The sequence below is a fragment of the Rhizobium sp. CB3090 genome (assembly GCF_029714285.1).
Taxonomy (GTDB): Bacteria; Pseudomonadota; Alphaproteobacteria; order Rhizobiales; family Rhizobiaceae; genus Rhizobium.
The window spans coordinates 1,374,606-1,392,107 of the sequence record NZ_CP121662.1; the positions used below are offsets into that span (position 1 = coordinate 1,374,606).

13 protein-coding genes are annotated in these 17,502 nt (G+C 59.7%); 5 read left to right on the forward strand and 8 right to left on the reverse strand.

The genetic code is table 11. The features are described 5' to 3' along the window. The first annotated feature begins 153 nt into the window (after positions 1-153). Together QA646_RS06720 and mfd are read left to right on the forward strand one after the other, a co-directional pair. Positions 154-468: a succinate dehydrogenase assembly factor 2 gene (locus tag QA646_RS06720; protein ID WP_283058259.1), complete on the forward strand. Its 315-nt coding sequence runs from the start codon at positions 154-156 to the stop codon at positions 466-468. Then, on the forward strand, positions 465-3,965 hold the full coding sequence (gene mfd, locus QA646_RS06725; RefSeq protein ID WP_283058260.1) for a transcription-repair coupling factor: 3,501 nt from the start codon (positions 465-467) through the stop codon (positions 3,963-3,965). The genes QA646_RS06720 and mfd overlap by 4 nt, the downstream gene beginning before the upstream one ends. 76 nt (positions 3,966-4,041) lie before the next feature. Here the strand turns inward: mfd and QA646_RS06730 are convergent, their stop codons facing one another. The 3 genes from QA646_RS06730 to QA646_RS06740 form a co-directional block, all read right to left on the reverse strand. Beyond that, positions 4,042-4,776 (reverse strand): phosphotransferase, encoded by a 735-nt coding sequence (locus QA646_RS06730; protein ID WP_283058261.1) that lies wholly within the window; start codon positions 4,774-4,776, stop codon positions 4,042-4,044. 139 nt (positions 4,777-4,915) lie between these two features. Then, positions 4,916-5,587, reverse strand: coding sequence for a DsbA family oxidoreductase (locus QA646_RS06735; RefSeq protein ID WP_283058263.1), 672 nt, complete (start codon positions 5,585-5,587; stop codon positions 4,916-4,918). Between the two features lie 110 nt (positions 5,588-5,697). Then, complete coding sequence (locus tag QA646_RS06740; protein ID WP_283058264.1) at positions 5,698-7,509, reverse strand: extracellular solute-binding protein; 1,812 nt, start codon at positions 7,507-7,509, stop codon at positions 5,698-5,700. Between the two features lie 266 nt (positions 7,510-7,775). Between QA646_RS06740 and QA646_RS06745 the strand changes: the two genes are divergently transcribed. Then, positions 7,776-8,435, forward strand: coding sequence for an invasion associated locus B family protein (locus tag QA646_RS06745; RefSeq protein WP_283058265.1), 660 nt, complete (start codon positions 7,776-7,778; stop codon positions 8,433-8,435). A gap of 213 nt (positions 8,436-8,648) precedes the next feature. On the opposite strand, the gene hspQ is transcribed toward QA646_RS06745, so the two are convergent. The 3 genes from hspQ to QA646_RS06760 form a co-directional block, all read right to left on the reverse strand. Then, positions 8,649-8,978 (reverse strand): heat shock protein HspQ, encoded by a 330-nt coding sequence (hspQ, locus tag QA646_RS06750; RefSeq protein ID WP_283058266.1) that lies wholly within the window; start codon positions 8,976-8,978, stop codon positions 8,649-8,651. Positions 8,979-9,212: 234 nt separating this feature from the next. After that, the gene (glnA, locus tag QA646_RS06755) at positions 9,213-10,622 is read right to left on the reverse strand and encodes a type I glutamate--ammonia ligase (protein ID WP_283058267.1); all 1,410 of its coding nucleotides are present in this window, start codon (positions 10,620-10,622) and stop codon (positions 9,213-9,215) included. A gap of 61 nt (positions 10,623-10,683) precedes the next feature. Beyond that, the gene (locus QA646_RS06760; RefSeq protein WP_003539626.1) at positions 10,684-11,022 is read right to left on the reverse strand and encodes a P-II family nitrogen regulator; all 339 of its coding nucleotides are present in this window, start codon (positions 11,020-11,022) and stop codon (positions 10,684-10,686) included. Between the two features lie 350 nt (positions 11,023-11,372). Here QA646_RS06760 and QA646_RS06765 point away from each other — a divergent pair, with 350 nt between their 5' ends. After that, positions 11,373-12,848 (forward strand): NAD(P)H-hydrate dehydratase, encoded by a 1,476-nt coding sequence (locus tag QA646_RS06765; protein WP_283058268.1) that lies wholly within the window; start codon positions 11,373-11,375, stop codon positions 12,846-12,848. A 5-nt stretch (positions 12,849-12,853) separates the two neighbouring features. Here QA646_RS06765 and QA646_RS06770 read toward each other — a convergent pair whose 3' ends face one another. Both QA646_RS06770 and uvrA read right to left on the reverse strand, forming a co-directional pair. Further along, positions 12,854-13,660 (reverse strand): DUF72 domain-containing protein, encoded by an 807-nt coding sequence (locus tag QA646_RS06770; RefSeq protein ID WP_283058269.1) that lies wholly within the window; start codon positions 13,658-13,660, stop codon positions 12,854-12,856. A gap of 33 nt (positions 13,661-13,693) precedes the next feature. Next, positions 13,694-16,615, reverse strand: coding sequence for an excinuclease ABC subunit UvrA (gene uvrA / locus QA646_RS06775; protein WP_283058270.1), 2,922 nt, complete (start codon positions 16,613-16,615; stop codon positions 13,694-13,696). Positions 16,616-16,920: 305 nt separating this feature from the next. On the opposite strand from uvrA, the gene QA646_RS06780 reads away from it, so the two are divergent. Beyond that, positions 16,921-17,478, forward strand: a complete 558-nt coding sequence (locus tag QA646_RS06780; protein WP_283058271.1) for a single-stranded DNA-binding protein — start codon at positions 16,921-16,923, stop codon at positions 17,476-17,478. The last annotated feature ends 24 nt before the right edge of the window (positions 17,479-17,502 follow it).

Consider the following 17,502-nt stretch of genomic DNA (forward strand, 5'->3'; position numbering starts at 1 on the left):
GGAGGGTGGCTTGGCAAGGCCTGAGGGTCATGCGGGCTTCTAGGAGGCACATACTCCCCGGAAAATTACGCGCGGCATGCTTTTTTCCGAAAAACCGGTTCCCACCTTTCAAGGCTGGTTTTATAGAGACGCAGCAACATAAAGGTGTTTTTGATGACTGGGCTGACTCTCAGCAGTGCCGATCTCGATCCCCGCCGCCGGCGCATTCTGTTTCGCTGTTGGCACCGCGGCATCCGCGAGATGGATCTTGTTTTCGGCCAGTTCGCCGATAACGAATTGCCTGCGCTTGCCGAGGCCGAACTCGATGAACTCGAGCGTATCATGGCCGAAGAAGACAACGATCTTCTGAGGTGGATCCTCGGTAGCCAGCCGACGCCGCAGCATATGCAGACTCCGCTCTTTGAGCGCCTGGCGTCCTATAGGCCCGATTTCGAAGAGATCGCCGAAAGGTTCGGACTGACCAAATGATCCCCGGTTTCGATGCGAAGAAGCTGATCGCGGCAATCGAGCCGCTCACGGTCGGCCATGTTCCCTCCGGCCTGGAGCCGTTCCTGTTGGCCGAGCTGGCGAAGACCGGTCAACCGGTTGCCTATGTCATGTCCGACGGCCAGCACATGGCCGATGTCGAACAGATGCTCGGTTTCATCGCGCCCGATATTCCGGTCTTGACGCTTCCCGCCTGGGACTGCCTTCCCTATGACCGGGTCTCGCCGAGTTCGGACACCTCGGCCCGCCGTCTCGCAGCGCTTTCCGGCCTGATCGCCCATCATCACAAGCCGCATGCCGCAATCGTCCTGGTCACGGTCAATGCCATGCTGCAGAAGGTGGCGCCGCAGGACGTGATCGAAAGCCTGGCCTTCTCGGCCCGGCCGGGCAATCAGGTGCGCATGGACGACATCGCCAGCCGGCTTGAGCGCAACGGCTTCGATCGCGTCGCGACCGTGCGCGAAGTCGGCGAATATGCCGTCCGCGGCGGTATCCTCGATGTCTTCGTGCCGGGCACCGAAGAGCCGGTGCGCCTTGATTTCTTCGGCGATACGCTGGAAAGCATCCGCAGCTTCGATCCTGCCAGCCAGCGCACCACCGGCCAGATCCGCTCCCTCGACCTCAATCCAATGAGCGAAGTCACCCTGACGCCGGATACGATCAGCCGTTTCCGCAAGAACTATCTTTCCGCTTTCGGCGCGGCGACGCGTGACGACGCGCTCTATGTCGCCGTCTCGGAAGGCCGTCGCTACGCCGGCATGGAACACTGGCTGCCGCTGTTCTACGAGAAGCTGGAGACGGTTTTCGACTATCTCCGCGGCTTCCGGCTTGTCACCGACCATACGGTGCGCGAAGCTGCCGAGGAACGCTCCAAGCTCGTCTTCGACTATTACGACGCTCGTCTGAATTCCGGGCAGGCGGCCAAGGGCCAGATGGCGCAGGGCACGCCATACAAGCCGGTAACGCCCGGCCAGCTCTATCTTGACGGTAGCACCTTCGCCAAGGCACTCGATGCCTTCAATGCCGTACGTATCTCGCCCTTCAATGAACACGAGGGCGAGGCCCGCCGCGTCGTCAGCGTCGATGCCCGCCAAGGGCCGCGCTGGGCGCGATCCTCCACGGATAACGCCGACAGCGAGCGGGTCAATGTCTTCGACGCCGTGGTCAAGCACATCGCCGATCGCCGCGCCGCCGGCGGTAAGGTCTTGATATCGGCCTGGACGGAAGGTTCGCTCGATCGCCTGTTGCAGGTGCTGGCCGAACACGGGCTTGCCCGCGTCAAGACGATCGAGGCCTTCAAGGATATTGGATCGCTGGAGAAGGGCGAGGCGGCTGCGGCCGTGCTGAGCCTGGAAGCAGGCTTCGAGGCCGGCGATCTCGTCGTCATCGGCGAGCAGGATATCCTCGGCGACCGCATGGTGCGTCGCTCCAAGCGCCGCAAACGCGCCGCCGATTTCATCTCCGAGGTGGCCGGTCTCGACGAGGGTTCGATCGTCGTTCATGCCGAACATGGTATCGGACGTTTCGTCGGTCTGCGCACCATTGAGGCGGCCGGCGCGCCGCACGCCTGTCTCGAGCTGCAATATGCCGACGACGCCAAGCTTTTCCTGCCGGTCGAAAACATCGATCTCCTTTCACGCTATGGCGGCGAGGGCACCGAGGCGCAGCTCGACAAGCTCGGCGGCGGCGCCTGGCAGATGCGCAAGGCAAAGCTCAAGAAGCGCCTGCTGGATATGGCCGGTGCGCTGATCCGTGTCGCGGCCGAACGCCTGACGCGGCATGCGCCGGTGCTGACCTCGCCGGAAGGGCTTTACGACGAGTTCGCCGCCCGCTTCCCCTATGACGAGACCGAAGATCAGATGAACGCCATCGACGCGGTGCGCGATGATCTCGGCGCCGGCCGGCCGATGGATCGCCTCGTCTGCGGCGACGTCGGTTTCGGCAAGACGGAAGTGGCGCTGCGCGCCGCCTTCGTGGCGGCCATGAACGGCGTACAGGTTGCAGTCGTCGTGCCGACGACCTTGCTTGCTCGTCAGCATTTCAAGACCTTCTCAGAGCGTTTCCGCGGCTTGCCGATCCGTGTGCAGCAGGCCTCGCGCCTCGTGGGGGCCAAGGATCTGGCCCTGACCAAGAAGGAAGTGGCCGATGGTAAGACCGATATCGTCGTCGGCACGCATGCGCTGCTTGGCGCCGGCATCCAATTCGCCAATCTCGGCCTGCTGGTCATCGATGAGGAGCAGCACTTCGGCGTGAAGCACAAGGAGCGGCTGAAGGAGCTGAAGAGCGACGTGCATGTGCTGACGCTATCGGCAACGCCGATCCCGCGTACGCTGCAGCTCGCCATGACTGGGGTGCGCGAACTCTCGCTAATCACCACGCCGCCCGTCGACCGCATGGCGGTGCGCACCTTCATTTCGCCTTTCGATTCGCTCGTCATCCGCGAAACGCTGATGCGCGAGCATTATCGCGGCGGCCAGAGCTTCTATGTTTGCCCGCGTCTCGCCGATCTCGCCGATATCCATGCCTTCCTCCAGTCCGATGTGCCGGAACTGAAAGTGGCTGTTGCGCATGGCCAGATGCCGGCCGGTGAGCTCGAAGACATCATGAACGCCTTCTATGAAGGCCGATACGACGTGCTGCTATCGACCACCATCGTCGAATCGGGTCTCGACGTGCCAACGGCCAATACGCTGATCGTCCACCGCGCCGACATGTTTGGGCTGGCTCAGCTCTATCAGCTCCGCGGCCGCGTCGGTCGATCGAAAGTGCGCGCCTTCGCGCTGTTCACCCTGCCGGTCAACAAGGTGCTGACGACGACGGCGGAGCGCCGCCTGAAGGTGCTGCAGTCACTCGATACGCTCGGCGCCGGCTTCCAGCTCGCCAGCCACGACCTCGATATCCGCGGTGCCGGCAATCTGCTCGGCGAGGAACAGTCCGGTCACATCAAGGAAGTGGGCTTCGAGCTTTACCAGCAGATGCTCGAAGAGGCTGTCGCCGAGGTCAAGGGCGTCGACGAAATCCAGGATACCGGCTGGTCACCGCAGATTTCCGTCGGCACGCCGGTCATGATTCCTGACGATTATGTGCCGGACCTGCATCTGCGCATGGCGCTCTATCGCCGTCTCGGCGAAATCACCGAGATCAAGGAGATCGACAGTTTCGGTGCCGAAATGATCGATCGATTCGGCCCGATGCCGCTGGAAGTGCAGCACCTACTCAAGATCGTCTACATCAAGTCGCTTTGCCGCATCGCCAATGTCGAAAAGCTGGACGCCGGCCCGAAGGGCGTCGTCGTGCAATTCCGCAACAAGGAATTCCCTAACCCGGCCAACCTCGTCGGCTATATCGCCAAGCAAGGCACAATGGCAAAGATCCGCCCCGACCAGAGCGTCTTCCTGACCCGCGACCTCCCGACGCCGGAAAAGCGGCTCCAGGGCGCGGCTGTGGTAATGACGCAGTTGGCGGAGTTGGCGAAGTAGAAATAGGCTCCATCATTAGCAACTTGATTGGAGACCACTTTCGGCCCGAAGTGGACGTGCGGTTGTCCACGAAGGCTCAGACCGACCGAACTTCGGCAAGCCGTTTGACGGAGTATTCGTCCTTCCAGCAAACGGCGGCTTCCCAGGCGGCTGACGCTTGCGAGGCGATATCAAACGCGTCGTCAGCGAGATCGGCGGCATTTTCGGGCAGCGCGAGGTCAAGGTCGGGAACATCGACGTGTGCCTCGTCCCAGTCGATCAACGCGACCCGATCTACGGTTATGCGAATATTTCCTGGGTTATTGGGGTTTCCGTGGACAACGCATGTCTGACGCCCGATTAGCCGCGACCACGCTGCTCGACATCGAATAACACCCTCGGGCGGCATCGCGGTAAGGTCGATCCTCGTACCGGTTTCGGCATGCAGGAGGTCGGTCGATGATTTCCAACCGGGGCGCTGCGGCCATCCTTGCGTCAACCGATGCAACTCGCGGAGCGTGTCGGCAACGCGACGCCAGTCGGACGTCGTCTCGGGCGGTCTGCCCTTCGTGTATTTCATCACCACCAGACCGTCCACGAACAGGCGGCCGTCTGTCGTCGGGATCGGCACTGGAACAGTCATACCTTCACGGTCGAGGTGTTGGAGTAGCTCAGTTTCCCACGCGAGATCAGCGTCGGTCCTGGAGCCGAGACGACCGACTGCGATCCGCCCGCAGGCGCGAACGCTCCACACGTCATTGGCAACTCCACCGGTCAGTGGTTCGATGCGAACCGCGTCTTCACCCCATTGCCCGAGTGCTTCCCATCCCATTCGTAATACCCTTGGCGGCTATGATGATTTCGGCGGGAGAGAAGATCTAAGATGCCGCGATAATCGCATTAGCGCTTAGCTGTATTCTCATTTCCGAAAGGAAGTACGCTGATGACATCCGCCGCCCGACGACATCAGCTCAATTCATCCCAGCCCGCGCTTCCGCCTTCAGCTTGGCGATATCGCGCAGCGCCCCGACCAGCACATCCGGCGTCTGCGCACCGCTGACGGCATATTGCTGGTCGAAGATGAAGAAGGGGACGCCGTTGACGCCGATCTTTTGGGCGGCGTCGATTTCGCCGATGATGAGGTCGCGATCGGCATTGGAGGAGAGCAGGGTGGCGATGACGGAGCGGTCGAGGCCAGCCGTTTCGGCGATATCCAGCAGCACCGCATGATCGCCGACATTGCGGCCTTCCTCGAAATTGGCCTTGAACAGGGCGGTAACCACCTTTTCCTGCTTCTCCCGGTCCTCGGTGCCCGCCCATTGGATGAGGCGGTGGGCGTCAAGCGTGTTCGGGCCGATCTTGATGGCGTCGAAATCGAAGTTGATGCCCACTTCGCGGCCGAGATCGCTCAGCGTCTTGTGCGCCTGCGCCACGCGTTCCGCGCCGCCAAGCTTCTGCTCAAGCGCCGTCTTCTGGTCGACGCCTTCAGGCGGATAATCGGGATTGAGGCGGTAGGGCCGCCAATTGATGTCGACGCCCACTTCGTCCTGCACCTCGGCGATTGCCAGCTCCAGCCGAGCCTTGCCGAGATAGCACCACGGACAAACGACGTCCGAGACGATATCGATCGTGATGCGTTCCATGGCTCAATCCTTCCGATCTATTTGGTTTAAGGTGCCATCTAGGCCTTTGGGACGGAGCCTTCAACCGGTTACCGAAAAGGAACCGGATAAGATTTGGCGGCGAGGGCGCTTTATTGCACCGATGCATCCCACCAAACGGGCAACTGATAGCCATAGAGCGGCAGGACATCGGGATGTGCGATACGGCTGCGCCGCGCCACCCATTGCTGGTCGATATGATAGAGCGGCACGAGGTAATAGCCCGAGATCAGGATGCGGTCGAAAGAGCGCACCGCGTCGCGGAAATCCTCGGCCGAGTGTGCCGTCAGGAAATGCGACATCAGCGTATCCACATCCGGGTCGGCGACCCCTGCGAAATTGAAGCTGCCTTCGGTTTTTGCGGCGGTCGAACTCCAGCGCCCGAGCTGTTCGGTTCCCGGCGATAGCGACGAGGGATAAGACTTGATGATCATGTCATAGTCGTAGCTGATCGTCCGGCGCTGATATTGCGAATCATCGACCGTGCGGATGGTCACTGCGATGCCGAGCAGCGCTAGCGACCGGCGATAAGCGATCGCAATGCGCTCCTGGTCCGGACTCTGCGTCATGATCTCGAAGCTGAGCTGACGTCCCGCGCTATCGACCATTTTTTCGCCTTTGATCGTGTAACCGCCTTGTTTGAGCAGGTCGACGGCCTTGCGCAGGATAGCGCGGTCACGGCCGGAACCGTCGCTGACGGGCAGCTTGTATGTGCCATCAAGCACGTCGCGATCGATGCGATCCTTGATCGGGCCGAGCATGGTGAGTTCATGCGCATCGGCAGGCACGCCGAAAGACGAGAGGTCGGAGTTCTGCCAATAGCTTTCGGTGCGCGTATAGGCATTCGAGGAGAGGTTCCGGTTCACCCATTCGAAGTCGAAGGCGAGCGTCAGTCCCTTCCGAACCTTCTTATCGGCAAAGATCGGCCGCCGCGTATTGAAGACGAAACCGAACATGCCGCTTGGCAGCTTCGGCTTGAAGACGTCCTTGACGACGGCGCCGGAGGTCACGGCCGGGAAATCATAGGCCTGCTGCCAATGGCCGGGGCTGCCGTCGGGATAAATGTCGATATCGCCTTTTTTGAAGGCTTCGAACAGCGTGGTGTCCTGCAGGAAATAATTGACCGATATCTCGTCGTAATTGTCGACGCCGACCTTCGACGGAATATCCTTGCCCCAATAATCGGTATTGCGCTCAAAAACGATGCGCTGGCCGGGATCGATGCTTTTGACCCTATAGGGCCCGGAACCAATCGGTATGCTGAGCGTGGTCCGGTCGAAATTATCCGCGTCGATCGCATGTTTTGGCAGGATCGGCAACGACGAAGCGATGATCAGCGGCGTTTCGCGATTGGCCTTGTCGTTGAAGTGGACCAGAACGCTGTGATCGCCGACTTTCTCGATCTTGGCAACGGTGTCGAGCCAGGACGAAAACGGAACGCGACCCTTATCGTGCAGCAGTTGAAAGGTGAAGATTACATCTTCGGGCGTCACCGGCTGCCCGTCCGACCATTTCGCATTCGGATTGAGGTTGAACTGGATATAGCTGCGGCTGTCGTCCCATTCGACCGTCTGGGCGAGCAGCCCGTAAAGCGTGAACGGCTCATCACGCGAGCGCTGCATCAGCGATTCGTAGATGAGGTTGCCATAATCCGGATCCCACATGCCGCGCGCCGTCGTGCGCATGCTTTTCAGGATGAAAGGATTGAGATTATCGAAGGTGCCGACGACGCCATAGTTGATGTGGCCGCCCTTCTTTACGTTCGGATTGACATAGGGAAAATGCGTATAATCGGCCGGCAGCGCCGGATCTCCATGCATTGCAATGCCATAGAGCGGCTGAGCGGCCGCGGCACTGCAGAATGCTGAGAAGAACAGGAAAATAGCGATCCGGAGCGCTTGCATGGCATCCTTTCCGGTAAGGGGCATGATTCTGCGGAACCTTATCATGAGAGTGCCGAATCCAACACGCGCTGACCGGAATTCTTGGGTCTCGACAGAAAAGACCAAAGAAAAGCTGGATATCCGCGCCTGTGCGATGTAACAGGGGGGCCGGGTTTCCCGGGTCATGCATTTGCCTTAATCTTTCGACAGGTGGACGGCGGTTTGACCCGAATGGCATGGGGCGGCAGGCTGTCGTCCCGCATCGGATTTCAGGAGGCGGTTTCGCTATGACGTTCAAGACTGACAACAAAATGCGGGCAGGTCTTTCTGCTCTGGCTCTCATGATCGGTGCAGCGCTTCCGGCTGCTGCTTTCGCTCAGGATGCCTCGGATGCAGCTCCTGCTGATGGTGGTGGCAACGCCGCTCAGCCGCGCCTCGGCTGGTACAAGACCTGCACCAAGCAGGATGACGCCGACATCTGCATCGTTCAGAACCTGATCATGGCCAACAACGGCCAGTTGGTGACCGCAGTCGGCCTCATCTCGGTCGACGGCAAGGTCAACCGCAAGATCCTGCAGATTTCCGTTCCGACCGCGCGCCTGATCGCTCCGGGCATCACCATGCAGGTCGACGGCGGCAAGGGCCAGAAGATCGATTACGCTGTCTGCCTGCCAGACAAGTGCACGGCCGAAGTGCCGCTCACCGATGCCATGATCACGGCCTTGAAGAAGGGCACCGACGTGACCTTCACCTCGATCAACTTCCGTCGCGCTCCGAACCCGATCAAGATCTCGCTCGAAGGCTTCGGCGCTGCCTATGATGGCGCGGCGATCTCCGACTCGAAGCTGGCCGAAAGCCAGAAGAGCCTGCAGGACAGCATGCAGAAGAAGGCGGAAGAAGCTCGCAAGAAGCTGGAAGACGCCCAGAAGGCTGCAAAGCAGCAGTAAATGTAGCGCTTGCAGGATTGGCGAGTATCTGACCCGCCTATCCAGCCTGGCTAGATCCGGGATGTGGTTCCCGATTAAAATCAAAAACCGCTTGCAACTGATTGTTGCGAGCGGTTTTTTTCTTGGAATGCCGGCAAGTGGCGGCGTTTGCTTAAAACGAAAGGGAAGACGTTGGGAGCGTCTTCCCTTCGGAAACTTGCATGGAATGAACGCTCAGTGGGCGAAGCTCATCTTGGGCTTGAACTGGCCTGTAGGCGCTTTATCGAAAATCTGAGCAATCTGCGGGTTACGGAGCGGGACACCGCTCTCGTCGCTGATCAGGTTCTGCTCGGATACGTATGCGACATATTCAGTCTCGTCGTTTTCGGCGAGAAGGTGGTAGAAGGGCTGGTCCTTGCTGGGCCGCACTTCTGCCGGGATGGAATTCCACCACTCTTCAGTGTTGGCGAATTCCGGATCGACGTCGAAGATGACACCGCGGAAGGGAAACATCCGGTGTCGAACCACGTCGCCTATATTGAATTTTGCGTAGCGTTCTTTCATGGCGCGACTTCCTTTCAAGCAATCATGTGGTGAATTCCACCGCCGATATCAAGGATTTTGCCCCGATTCCTTCATTCAGTTGTCACAATCGATCAACGCTGCTCGCCCTATATTGTTCGATCGCGCGATACACGAATTGTTTTGTCCAGCAAGGCAGTCGCGACCGAAAATACGTCTGCCTCACGCTTGCCAGCAAGCAAAAGCCCCGGCGGACCGGGGCTTTCACCTCGGTTCTTATGCCGAGTAGTACATGTCGTATTCGACCGGATGCGGGGTCATTTCAAAGCGCATGACTTCCTGCATCTTCAGTTCGATGAAGGCATCGATCTGATCGTCATCGAAGACGCCGCCAGCGGTCAGGAACTTGCGGTCCTTGTCCAGGCTTTCAAGCGCTTCGCGCAGCGAGCCGCAGACCGTCGGGATCTTCTTCAGTTCCTTCGGCGGCAGATCGTACAGGTCCTTATCCATGGCCTTGCCCGGATGGATCTTGTTCTTGATGCCGTCGAGGCCGGCCATCAGCATGGCGGCAAAGGCGAGATAAGGATTGGCGGTCGGGTCGGGGAAGCGAACTTCGACGCGCTTTGCCTTCGGGTTGGAGCCGAACGGGATGCGGCAGGAAGCCGAGCGGTTGCGCGCCGAATAGGCGAGCAGAACCGGAGCCTCATAGCCCGGGACGAGACGCTTGTAGGAATTCGTCGACGGGTTGGTGAAAGCGTTGATCGCCTTGGCGTGCTTGATGATGCCGCCGATGTAAAAGAGGCAGCTCTCGGAGAGGCCTGCATATTCGTCGCCGGCAAAGGTCGGCTTGCCGCTCTTCCAGATCGACTGGTGAACGTGCATGCCCGAGCCGTTGTCGCCGAAGATCGGCTTCGGCATGAAGGTTGCCGTCTTGCCGTAGGCATTGGCCACCTGATGAACGACATACTTGTAGATCTGCATCTTGTCGGCGTTGCGCACCAGCGTGTCGAACTTGATGCCGAGCTCATGCTGGGCGGCCGCGACTTCGTGGTGATGCTTTTCGACGACGACGCCCATTTCGGCGAGAACCGTCAGCATCTCCGAACGCATGTCCTGGGCGCTGTCGACCGGCGGAACCGGGAAGTAGCCGCCCTTGACGCGCGGACGGTGGCCGAGGTTGCCAGTTTCATAGTCGGTGTCGTCGTTGGACGGCAATTCGCTGGAATCGAGCTTGAAGCCGGTGTTGTACGGATCGGCCTTGTACTTGACGTCGTCGAAGACGAAGAATTCGGCTTCCGGACCGAAGAAAGCGGTGTCGCCGATGCCGGAGGCCTTGAGATAGGCTTCGGCCTTCTTGGCGGTGCCGCGCGGATCGCGGTTGTAGGCTTCGCCCGAGACCGGATCGAGAATGTCGCAGAGGATGACCATGGTGGATTGCGCGAAGAACGGATCCATGTGAACCGTTTCGGTATCAGGCATCAGTACCATGTCGGATTCGTTGATGGCCTTCCAACCCCCAATCGAGGAGCCGTCGAACATGACGCCGTCGGCGAACATGTCTTCGTCGACGCAGACGACGTCCATCGTGACATGCTGCAGCTTGCCCTTGGGATCCGTGAACCGCAGGTCAACGAACTTAACGTCGTTATCCTTGATTTGTTTGAGAATTTCGCTTGCGGTCGTCATTAAAATTGCTTCCCTTGACTTAGATGACGATTACGAGCCTCGGCCGCAACGGCCGGGCGGGTTAGATGGCGTCTATACCTGTCTCTCCGGTGCGGATTCGAATGACCTCTTCCACATTGGAGACGAAAATCTTTCCGTCGCCGATCCGGCCGGTCTGCGCAGCCTTGCGGATGGCGTCGATCACCGCTTCCGCATTTTCGTCCGCCAATACGACTTCGACCTTCACCTTAGGCAGGAAGTCGACGACGTATTCGGCGCCACGGTAAAGCTCCGTGTGGCCTTTCTGACGACCGAAGCCCTTCGCTTCCGTGACAGTGATACCCTGCAGACCGACTTCCTGAAGGGCTTCCTTCACTTCGTCCAGCTTGAAAGGCTTAATGATCGCTTCGATCTTTTTCATGAGAAAATGTCTCTCCGCTTCTCCCGTTACAGCAGGACCATTCCCCGCTTGGCCAACCTGATGCATGTATCATGCCAGTTCACGGAGGCCCGCCGTAAAAAATCCCGGCGAATTGGCGCCGAGAACCCGGATTGATGAGGATTTTTCGGAAAAATGGAAGCGATTTCGCACCGAAATGCATGAGAAGAAGCAAAATTTTGCAAAAAGGTGCTGTATTTCTCACAATTGTACTTCAAGAGGATTTTGAATGCGCCTGCATAATAATTATGCAAACGCATGATCTATAGGCAAAAGATGCCTCGGAATAGCGATTGTTTTTCAGGCAGGTTTCGCATTCAATGATATCCATCATGATGTCACCACTCGCCGATCTGCTTCTTTCGCCCGAGGATATGGCTGCCGTCGACCGGGCGGCTGCCGCTTCTGGCATCGACTCCTACGGACTTATGGAACGGGCAGGCCAGGCGGTGGCTGCGAGCGCCCTTCGGCATTTCCCCGAGGCCTTGCGATTTATCGTTCTCTGTGGTCCCGGCAACAATGGTGGCGACGGCTACATCGCGGCGCGCGCCCTGCGGCAAACCGGCGTGGAGGTCCGGCTCTTCCACCTCGGCGATCCCAAAACATTGAAAGGCGATGCTGCCCGCGCCTTTGCGGACTGTCCTGATGGCGGAGAAACATTCGGGCGCTATTCGCCGCAGCCGGGAGATATCGTCATCGACGCCATTTTCGGCGCTGGCCTCTCCCGCCCCGTCCCCGATGAGGTGGCGGCGATCATCGCAACGATCACCGAGGCCCGTATTCCCGTCATCGCCGTCGACCTGCCCTCGGGCCTCGACGGTCGCAGCGGCCAGGTGCTGGGTGCTGCCTTTCGCGCTGTTCACACGGTCACCTTCATGACCCGCAAACCGGGTCATCTGCTGGTGCCGGGGCGCGATCTTTGCGGTGAGCTAGAGGTTTTCGACATCGGCATCCCCGCGCGCATTGTCCGCGCCCACGCGAACGGCCTGATTGGGGAAAACATGCCGGCGCAATGGCAGGCGGACCTGCCGGCGGCTGCCACGGACACTCACAAATACAAGCGCGGTCATCTGGTGGTCTTTTCCGGCGGAGCGACCGCCACCGGTGCTGCCCGCATGTCAGCCATGGCGGGGCTAAAGGCAGGGGCAGGGCTCGTCACCATCGCCTCGCCGGAACAGGCGCTCGCTGTCAATGCCGGGCTGCTGACGGCGATCATGCTGCGTGAAATCGACGACGAAGCCGCCTTGCGCGCCTGGCTCACTGATCAGCGCCTCTCGACCTTCGTCCTCGGCCCCGGCTTCGGTGCCGGCGAGAAGGCCCGGCAATTCGCGCTGGCTATGAGCGACCGTCATCTGGTCCTCGATGCCGATGGCATAACGTCGTTTCGCGATGAACCGCAACGCTTGTTCGATGCTTTCGCGGAGGGGCCGATACGCCTGGTCTTGACGCCGCATGAGGGCGAGTTCGCCCGCTTATTTCCCGATATTGCCGCCGATGACGCGTTGAGCAAGGTTGATAAAGCGAGGGCAGCGGCGGCGCGCGCCCATGCCGCCATCATCTATAAGGGTGCCGACAGCGTCATTGCCGCGCCCGATGGCCGGGCCTTGATCAACGCCAATGCGCCGTCATGGCTAGCCACCGCCGGCTCCGGCGACGTGCTCGCCGGCATTATCGGGGGGCTTCTGGCGCAGGGGGCATCTGCATTCGAAGCGGCGGCGGCCGGCGTCTGGCTGCATGGCCTCGCCGGCCAACGTGCTGGAAAAGGACTGACGGCTGAAGATCTCGTGGCCCATGTAACACCTTTCTGAGAGCATTACTTCGCCACTTCCTCCTGCAGCGCGATCGCGCCATGCGGCGCATTGATCTTGCCCTCATGGATCATGAAGGCAAAGACGTCACGCGGCTCAGCCTTGACCTTACGGGTGTCATCGATCAACGGCAGATCATCGGGTATCTTGCCCTCGGCCCATGTTTCCAATCGCTTCGCCCAGGCCTTCAATTCCTTCGGCGGATAGCAGGTCTTGATATCGTCGGAACCCTTCTGCAGGCGGGCATAGACGAAATCGGCGGTCACATCGGCAATCATCGGATATTCGAAATGCTCGGCGCAAACCGGCGCCACATTGTATTTGGCGAGCAAAGCGATGAATTCCGGCACCTTAAACGAGTCATGCCTGACTTCGACAACGTGCTTCAGCGCCAAGCCATCCTGTTTGTCCGGCAGCAACTTCAGGAATGCCTCGAAATCATCGGGATCGAATTTCTTGGTCGGAGCGAATTGCCAGAGAAGCGGTCCGAGATGATCGCCCAGTTCGCTGATGCCAGAGTCGAGAAAGCGCTGCATCGATTCACCGGCCTCTGAGAGCACGCGGCGGTTGGTGACGAAACGTGTCGCCTTGAGCGAGAAGATGAAACCATCAGGCACATCGGCAGCCCATTTGGCAAAAACCTCCGGCTTCTGCGTGCTGTAATAGGTACCATTGACCTCGATCACCTTCAGCTTGCGGCTGGCGAAATTGAGTTCGTCCTTCTGCTTGAGCGTGTCGGGATAAAATGTCCCGCGCCAAGGCTCAAAGGTCCAGCCGCCGATGCCGGTTCGGATCGTGCCTGCAGTGGTCATTCTCTCCTCCCTCCTTTGATCGGCCGGACTAGCTCACTCCGCCGCGACGACTTTCTTCACCGGCCGCCGCTCCAGCAGGTCCTTCAAAAACTGACCGGTATAGGACCGCTTCTCCTTGACGATCGTCTCCGGCGTGCCCGCGGCGACGATCTCGCCGCCGCCGTCGCCGCCTTCGGGACCGAAGTCGAGGATCCAGTCGGCCGTCTTGATGACCTCGAGATTGTGCTCGATGACGACAACCGAATTGCCCTGATTGACCAGCTCGTGCAGCATCTCCAGGAGTTTTGCGACATCATGGAAATGCAGGCCGGTGGTCGGTTCGTCGAGGATATAGAGCGTGCGCCCGGTCGAACGCTTCGATAATTCCTTGGCTAGCTTGACGCGCTGCGCCTCGCCACCCGACAGCGTATTGGCCTGCTGACCGACCTTGATATAGCCGAGACCGACATCTTTCAGGGATTGCAGCTTGTCGCGCACGGCGGGAACGGCAGCAAAGAAATCGACGCCCTCTTCGACCGTCATATCCAGCACATCGGCGATCGACTTGGTCTTGAAAGTGACGTCCAGGGTCTCCCTGTTGTAGCGCTTGCCGTGGCAGACATCGCAGGTGACGTAGACGTCGGGCAGGAAGTGCATTTCGATCTTGATGACGCCGTCGCCCTGGCAGGCTTCGCAGCGGCCGCCCTTGACGTTGAAGGAGAAGCGGCCCGGCTGATAGCCGCGCGCCTTGGCTTCCGGAAGACCGGCAAACCAATCGCGGATCGGCGTGAAGGCGCCGGTGTAGGTCGCAGGATTCGAACGCGGCGTGCGGCCGATCGGCGACTGGTCGATATCGATCACCTTGTCGATATGTTCGAAGCCGTCGATGCGATCGTGGTCGGCCGGGATTTCGCGCGCGCCCATGACGCGGCGGGCGGCAGACTTGTAGAGCGTCTCGACCAGGAAGGTGGACTTGCCGCCGCCCGAAACACCGGTAACCGCGGTAAAGACACCGAGCGGGATCGAGGCCGTGACATTCTTGAGGTTGTTGCCTCTCGCGCCGATAACCTTGATCTCCTTGCCTTTCTTGACCTTGCGGCGCTCATCGGGAACCGGCACGCCGAGCTCGCCGGAAAGATATTTCCCGGTCAGCGATTTCGGGTTGGCCATGATGTCCTGCGGCGTGCCATGCGCCACCACCTCGCCGCCATGCACGCCGGCCGCAGGACCGATATCGACGACATCATCCGCCGTCAGGATCGCATCCTCGTCGTGTTCGACGACGATGACCGTATTGCCGATGTCGCGCAAATGCTTCAGCGTTTCCAGCAGACGGGCATTGTCGCGTTGATGCAGGCCGATCGACGGTTCGTCGAGAACATAGAGCACGCCCGTCAGGCCGGAGCCGATCTGCGAGGCCAGGCGAATACGCTGGCTTTCTCCGCCCGACAGCGTGCCGGAATTGCGCGACAGGCTTAGATATTCGAGGCCGACATCGTTTAGGAAACGCAGGCGGTCGCGGATTTCCTTGAGGATGCGCACGGCGATCTCGTTCTGCTTGTCGGTGAATGTTTCCGGCAGCACGTTGAACCAGTCGCGGGCAACCCGGATCGACATCTCCGCGACCTGGCTGATGTGCAGCTTGTTGATCTTCACCGCCAGCGCTTCCGGCTTGAGGCGATAGCCGTTGCAGGCCGGGCAGGGAGCCGCCGACATGAAACGCTCGATCTCCTCGCGCGCCCAGGCGGAATCCGTTTCCTTCCAGCGGCGTTCAAGGTTCGGCACGATGCCTTCGAAATTCTTATGCGTCGTATAGGAACGGGCGCCATCGGCGTAATGAAACTCGATCTTGTCCTCAGTCCCGTTCAGGATGACGTCTTTTGCCTGGTCGGATAGGTCGCTCCAGCGGCTGCCGAGCTTGAAGCCGTAGTGCTTGCCGAGCGCTTCCAGTGTCTGATTGTAATAGGGCGATGTCGATTTGGCCCATGGCGCGATTGCGCCGTCGCGCAGCGTGCGCTCCGGCTCCGGGACGATCAGCGCCGGGTCGATCTTTTGCAATGAACCAAGCCCGTCGCAGGACGGGCAGGCGCCGAAGGGATTGTTGAACGAGAAGAGCCGCGGCTCGATTTCCGGAATGGTGAAGCCGGAAACGGGGCAGGCGAATTTTTCCGAAAACAGCACGCGTTCATGCGTCTCGTTCAGGGATTTGTTGGCGGAGCCGCCGGCCGCGGTTTCTTCCGGCGGCAAAGGCTTGTCGGCGAATTCCGCAATGGCAAGGCCGTCGGCAAGGCGCAACGAGGTTTCGAAGCTGTCCGCCAAGCGCGCCGATACGTCGGGCCTGACAACGATACGGTCGACCACCACGTCAATATCGTGCTTGTATTTCTTATCGAGCGCCGGCACATCGGCGATCTCGTAGAACTGACCGTCGACCTTGACGCGCTGGAAGCCCTTTTTCATGAGCTCCGCCAATTCCTTCTTGTATTCGCCCTTACGGCCGCGCACGAGCGGCGCCAGGATATAAAGCCTTGTGCCTTCCCCAAAGGCGAGCACGCGGTCGACCATCTGGCTGACGGTTTGGCTCTCGATCGGCAGACCTGTGGCCGGCGAATAGGGCACGCCGACGCGGGCGAACAGAAGACGCATATAGTCGTAGATTTCGGTAACGGTGCCGACCGTCGAGCGTGGGTTGCGCGACGTGGTCTTCTGCTCGATCGAAATCGCCGGCGACAGGCCGTCGATCTGATCGACATCCGGCTTCTGCATCATCTCCAGGAACTGCCGCGCATAGGCCGACAGGCTCTCGACATAGCGGCGCTGACCTTCGGCATAGATCGTGTCGAAGGCGAGCGAGGATTTGCCCGAGCCGGAAAGGCCGGTCATGACGATCAGCTTGTTGCGCGGAAGATCGAGATCGATCCCCTTGAGATTGTGCTCGCGCGCGCCACGTATGGAAATAGTCTTCAGTTCGCTCATCGTCGTCTGCGGTCCCTTGGTGTCTGCCCTTATTTAGTGATGCCCGCTCGTGAGTCGAGGCTGAAATGAAGGGCAGTGCCAGGTTTTCGATTCGGTTGACAGGATCATAGAGGTGAATTAGAACAAAGAAAGAACAAATTTACCTTCGGGTCAAGGCCGCATCTCATGTGTCGCATATCATATAATGTCTGTGGATGAGCGCGGCGGATGGTGCCGCATAAATAGCGCCTGACAGCGGCAATAGTCTAAGGTGCGTGGATAGAATTTGAGAAGCCGCCGATGAGCGGCAAGCAGGGTAGGTAATCATGGCCGGTAGTGTGAACAAGGTAATTCTGGTTGGAAATCTCGGGGCGGACCCGGAAATCCGCCGCACGCAGGACGGCCGTCCGATCGCCAACCTCAACGTCGCGACGTCGGAAACCTGGCGCGATCGCAATTCCGGCGAGCGCCGGGAAAAGACGGAATGGCACCGCGTCGTGATCTTCAACGAAGGTCTCTGCAAGGTCGCCGAGCAGTATCTGAAGAAGGGCGCCAAGGTCTATATCGAGGGCGCACTTCAGACGCGTAAATGGCAGGATCAGAACGGCCAGGATCGTTATTCGACCGAAATCGTGCTGCAGGGCTTCAATTCGACGCTGACCATGCTGGATGGTCGTGGCGAAGGCGGTGGCGCTGTCGAAGGCGGTCGCGGTGGACGCGGAGGCGGTGACTTTGGCGGTGGTTACGGTGGCGATTATGGCGGTGACGACTATGGCCAGCCTTCGTCGCAATCCTCCGGCCGTGGTGCCGGCGGTGGCCGTGGTGCCGCAAGCAGCGGCGGCAGCAATTTCTCGCGGGATCTGGACGACGATATTCCGTTTTGATCGCCGCTTTGTTCGGCAGTCATG

Excerpts from the sequence above, each read along its gene's own strand:
- QA646_RS06720 (WP_283058259.1), top strand. The coding sequence starts at position 154 with ATGACTGGGCTGACTCTCAGCAGTGCCGATCTCGATCCCCGCCGCCGG.
- mfd (WP_283058260.1), top strand. The coding sequence starts at position 465 with ATGATCCCCGGTTTCGATGCGAAGAAGCTGATCGCGGCAATCGAGCCG.
- QA646_RS06730 (WP_283058261.1), bottom strand. The coding sequence starts at position 4,776 with ATGGGATGGGAAGCACTCGGGCAATGGGGTGAAGACGCGGTTCGCATC.
- QA646_RS06735 (WP_283058263.1), bottom strand. The coding sequence starts at position 5,587 with ATGGAACGCATCACGATCGATATCGTCTCGGACGTCGTTTGTCCGTGG.
- QA646_RS06740 (WP_283058264.1), bottom strand. The coding sequence starts at position 7,509 with ATGCAAGCGCTCCGGATCGCTATTTTCCTGTTCTTCTCAGCATTCTGC.
- QA646_RS06745 (WP_283058265.1), top strand. The coding sequence starts at position 7,776 with ATGACGTTCAAGACTGACAACAAAATGCGGGCAGGTCTTTCTGCTCTG.
- hspQ (WP_283058266.1), bottom strand. The coding sequence starts at position 8,978 with ATGAAAGAACGCTACGCAAAATTCAATATAGGCGACGTGGTTCGACAC.
- glnA (WP_283058267.1), bottom strand. The coding sequence starts at position 10,622 with ATGACGACCGCAAGCGAAATTCTCAAACAAATCAAGGATAACGACGTT.
- QA646_RS06760 (WP_003539626.1), bottom strand. The coding sequence starts at position 11,022 with ATGAAAAAGATCGAAGCGATCATTAAGCCTTTCAAGCTGGACGAAGTG.
- QA646_RS06765 (WP_283058268.1), top strand. The coding sequence starts at position 11,373 with ATGATGTCACCACTCGCCGATCTGCTTCTTTCGCCCGAGGATATGGCT.
- QA646_RS06770 (WP_283058269.1), bottom strand. The coding sequence starts at position 13,660 with ATGACCACTGCAGGCACGATCCGAACCGGCATCGGCGGCTGGACCTTT.
- uvrA (WP_283058270.1), bottom strand. The coding sequence starts at position 16,615 with ATGAGCGAACTGAAGACTATTTCCATACGTGGCGCGCGCGAGCACAAT.
- QA646_RS06780 (WP_283058271.1), top strand. The coding sequence starts at position 16,921 with ATGGCCGGTAGTGTGAACAAGGTAATTCTGGTTGGAAATCTCGGGGCG.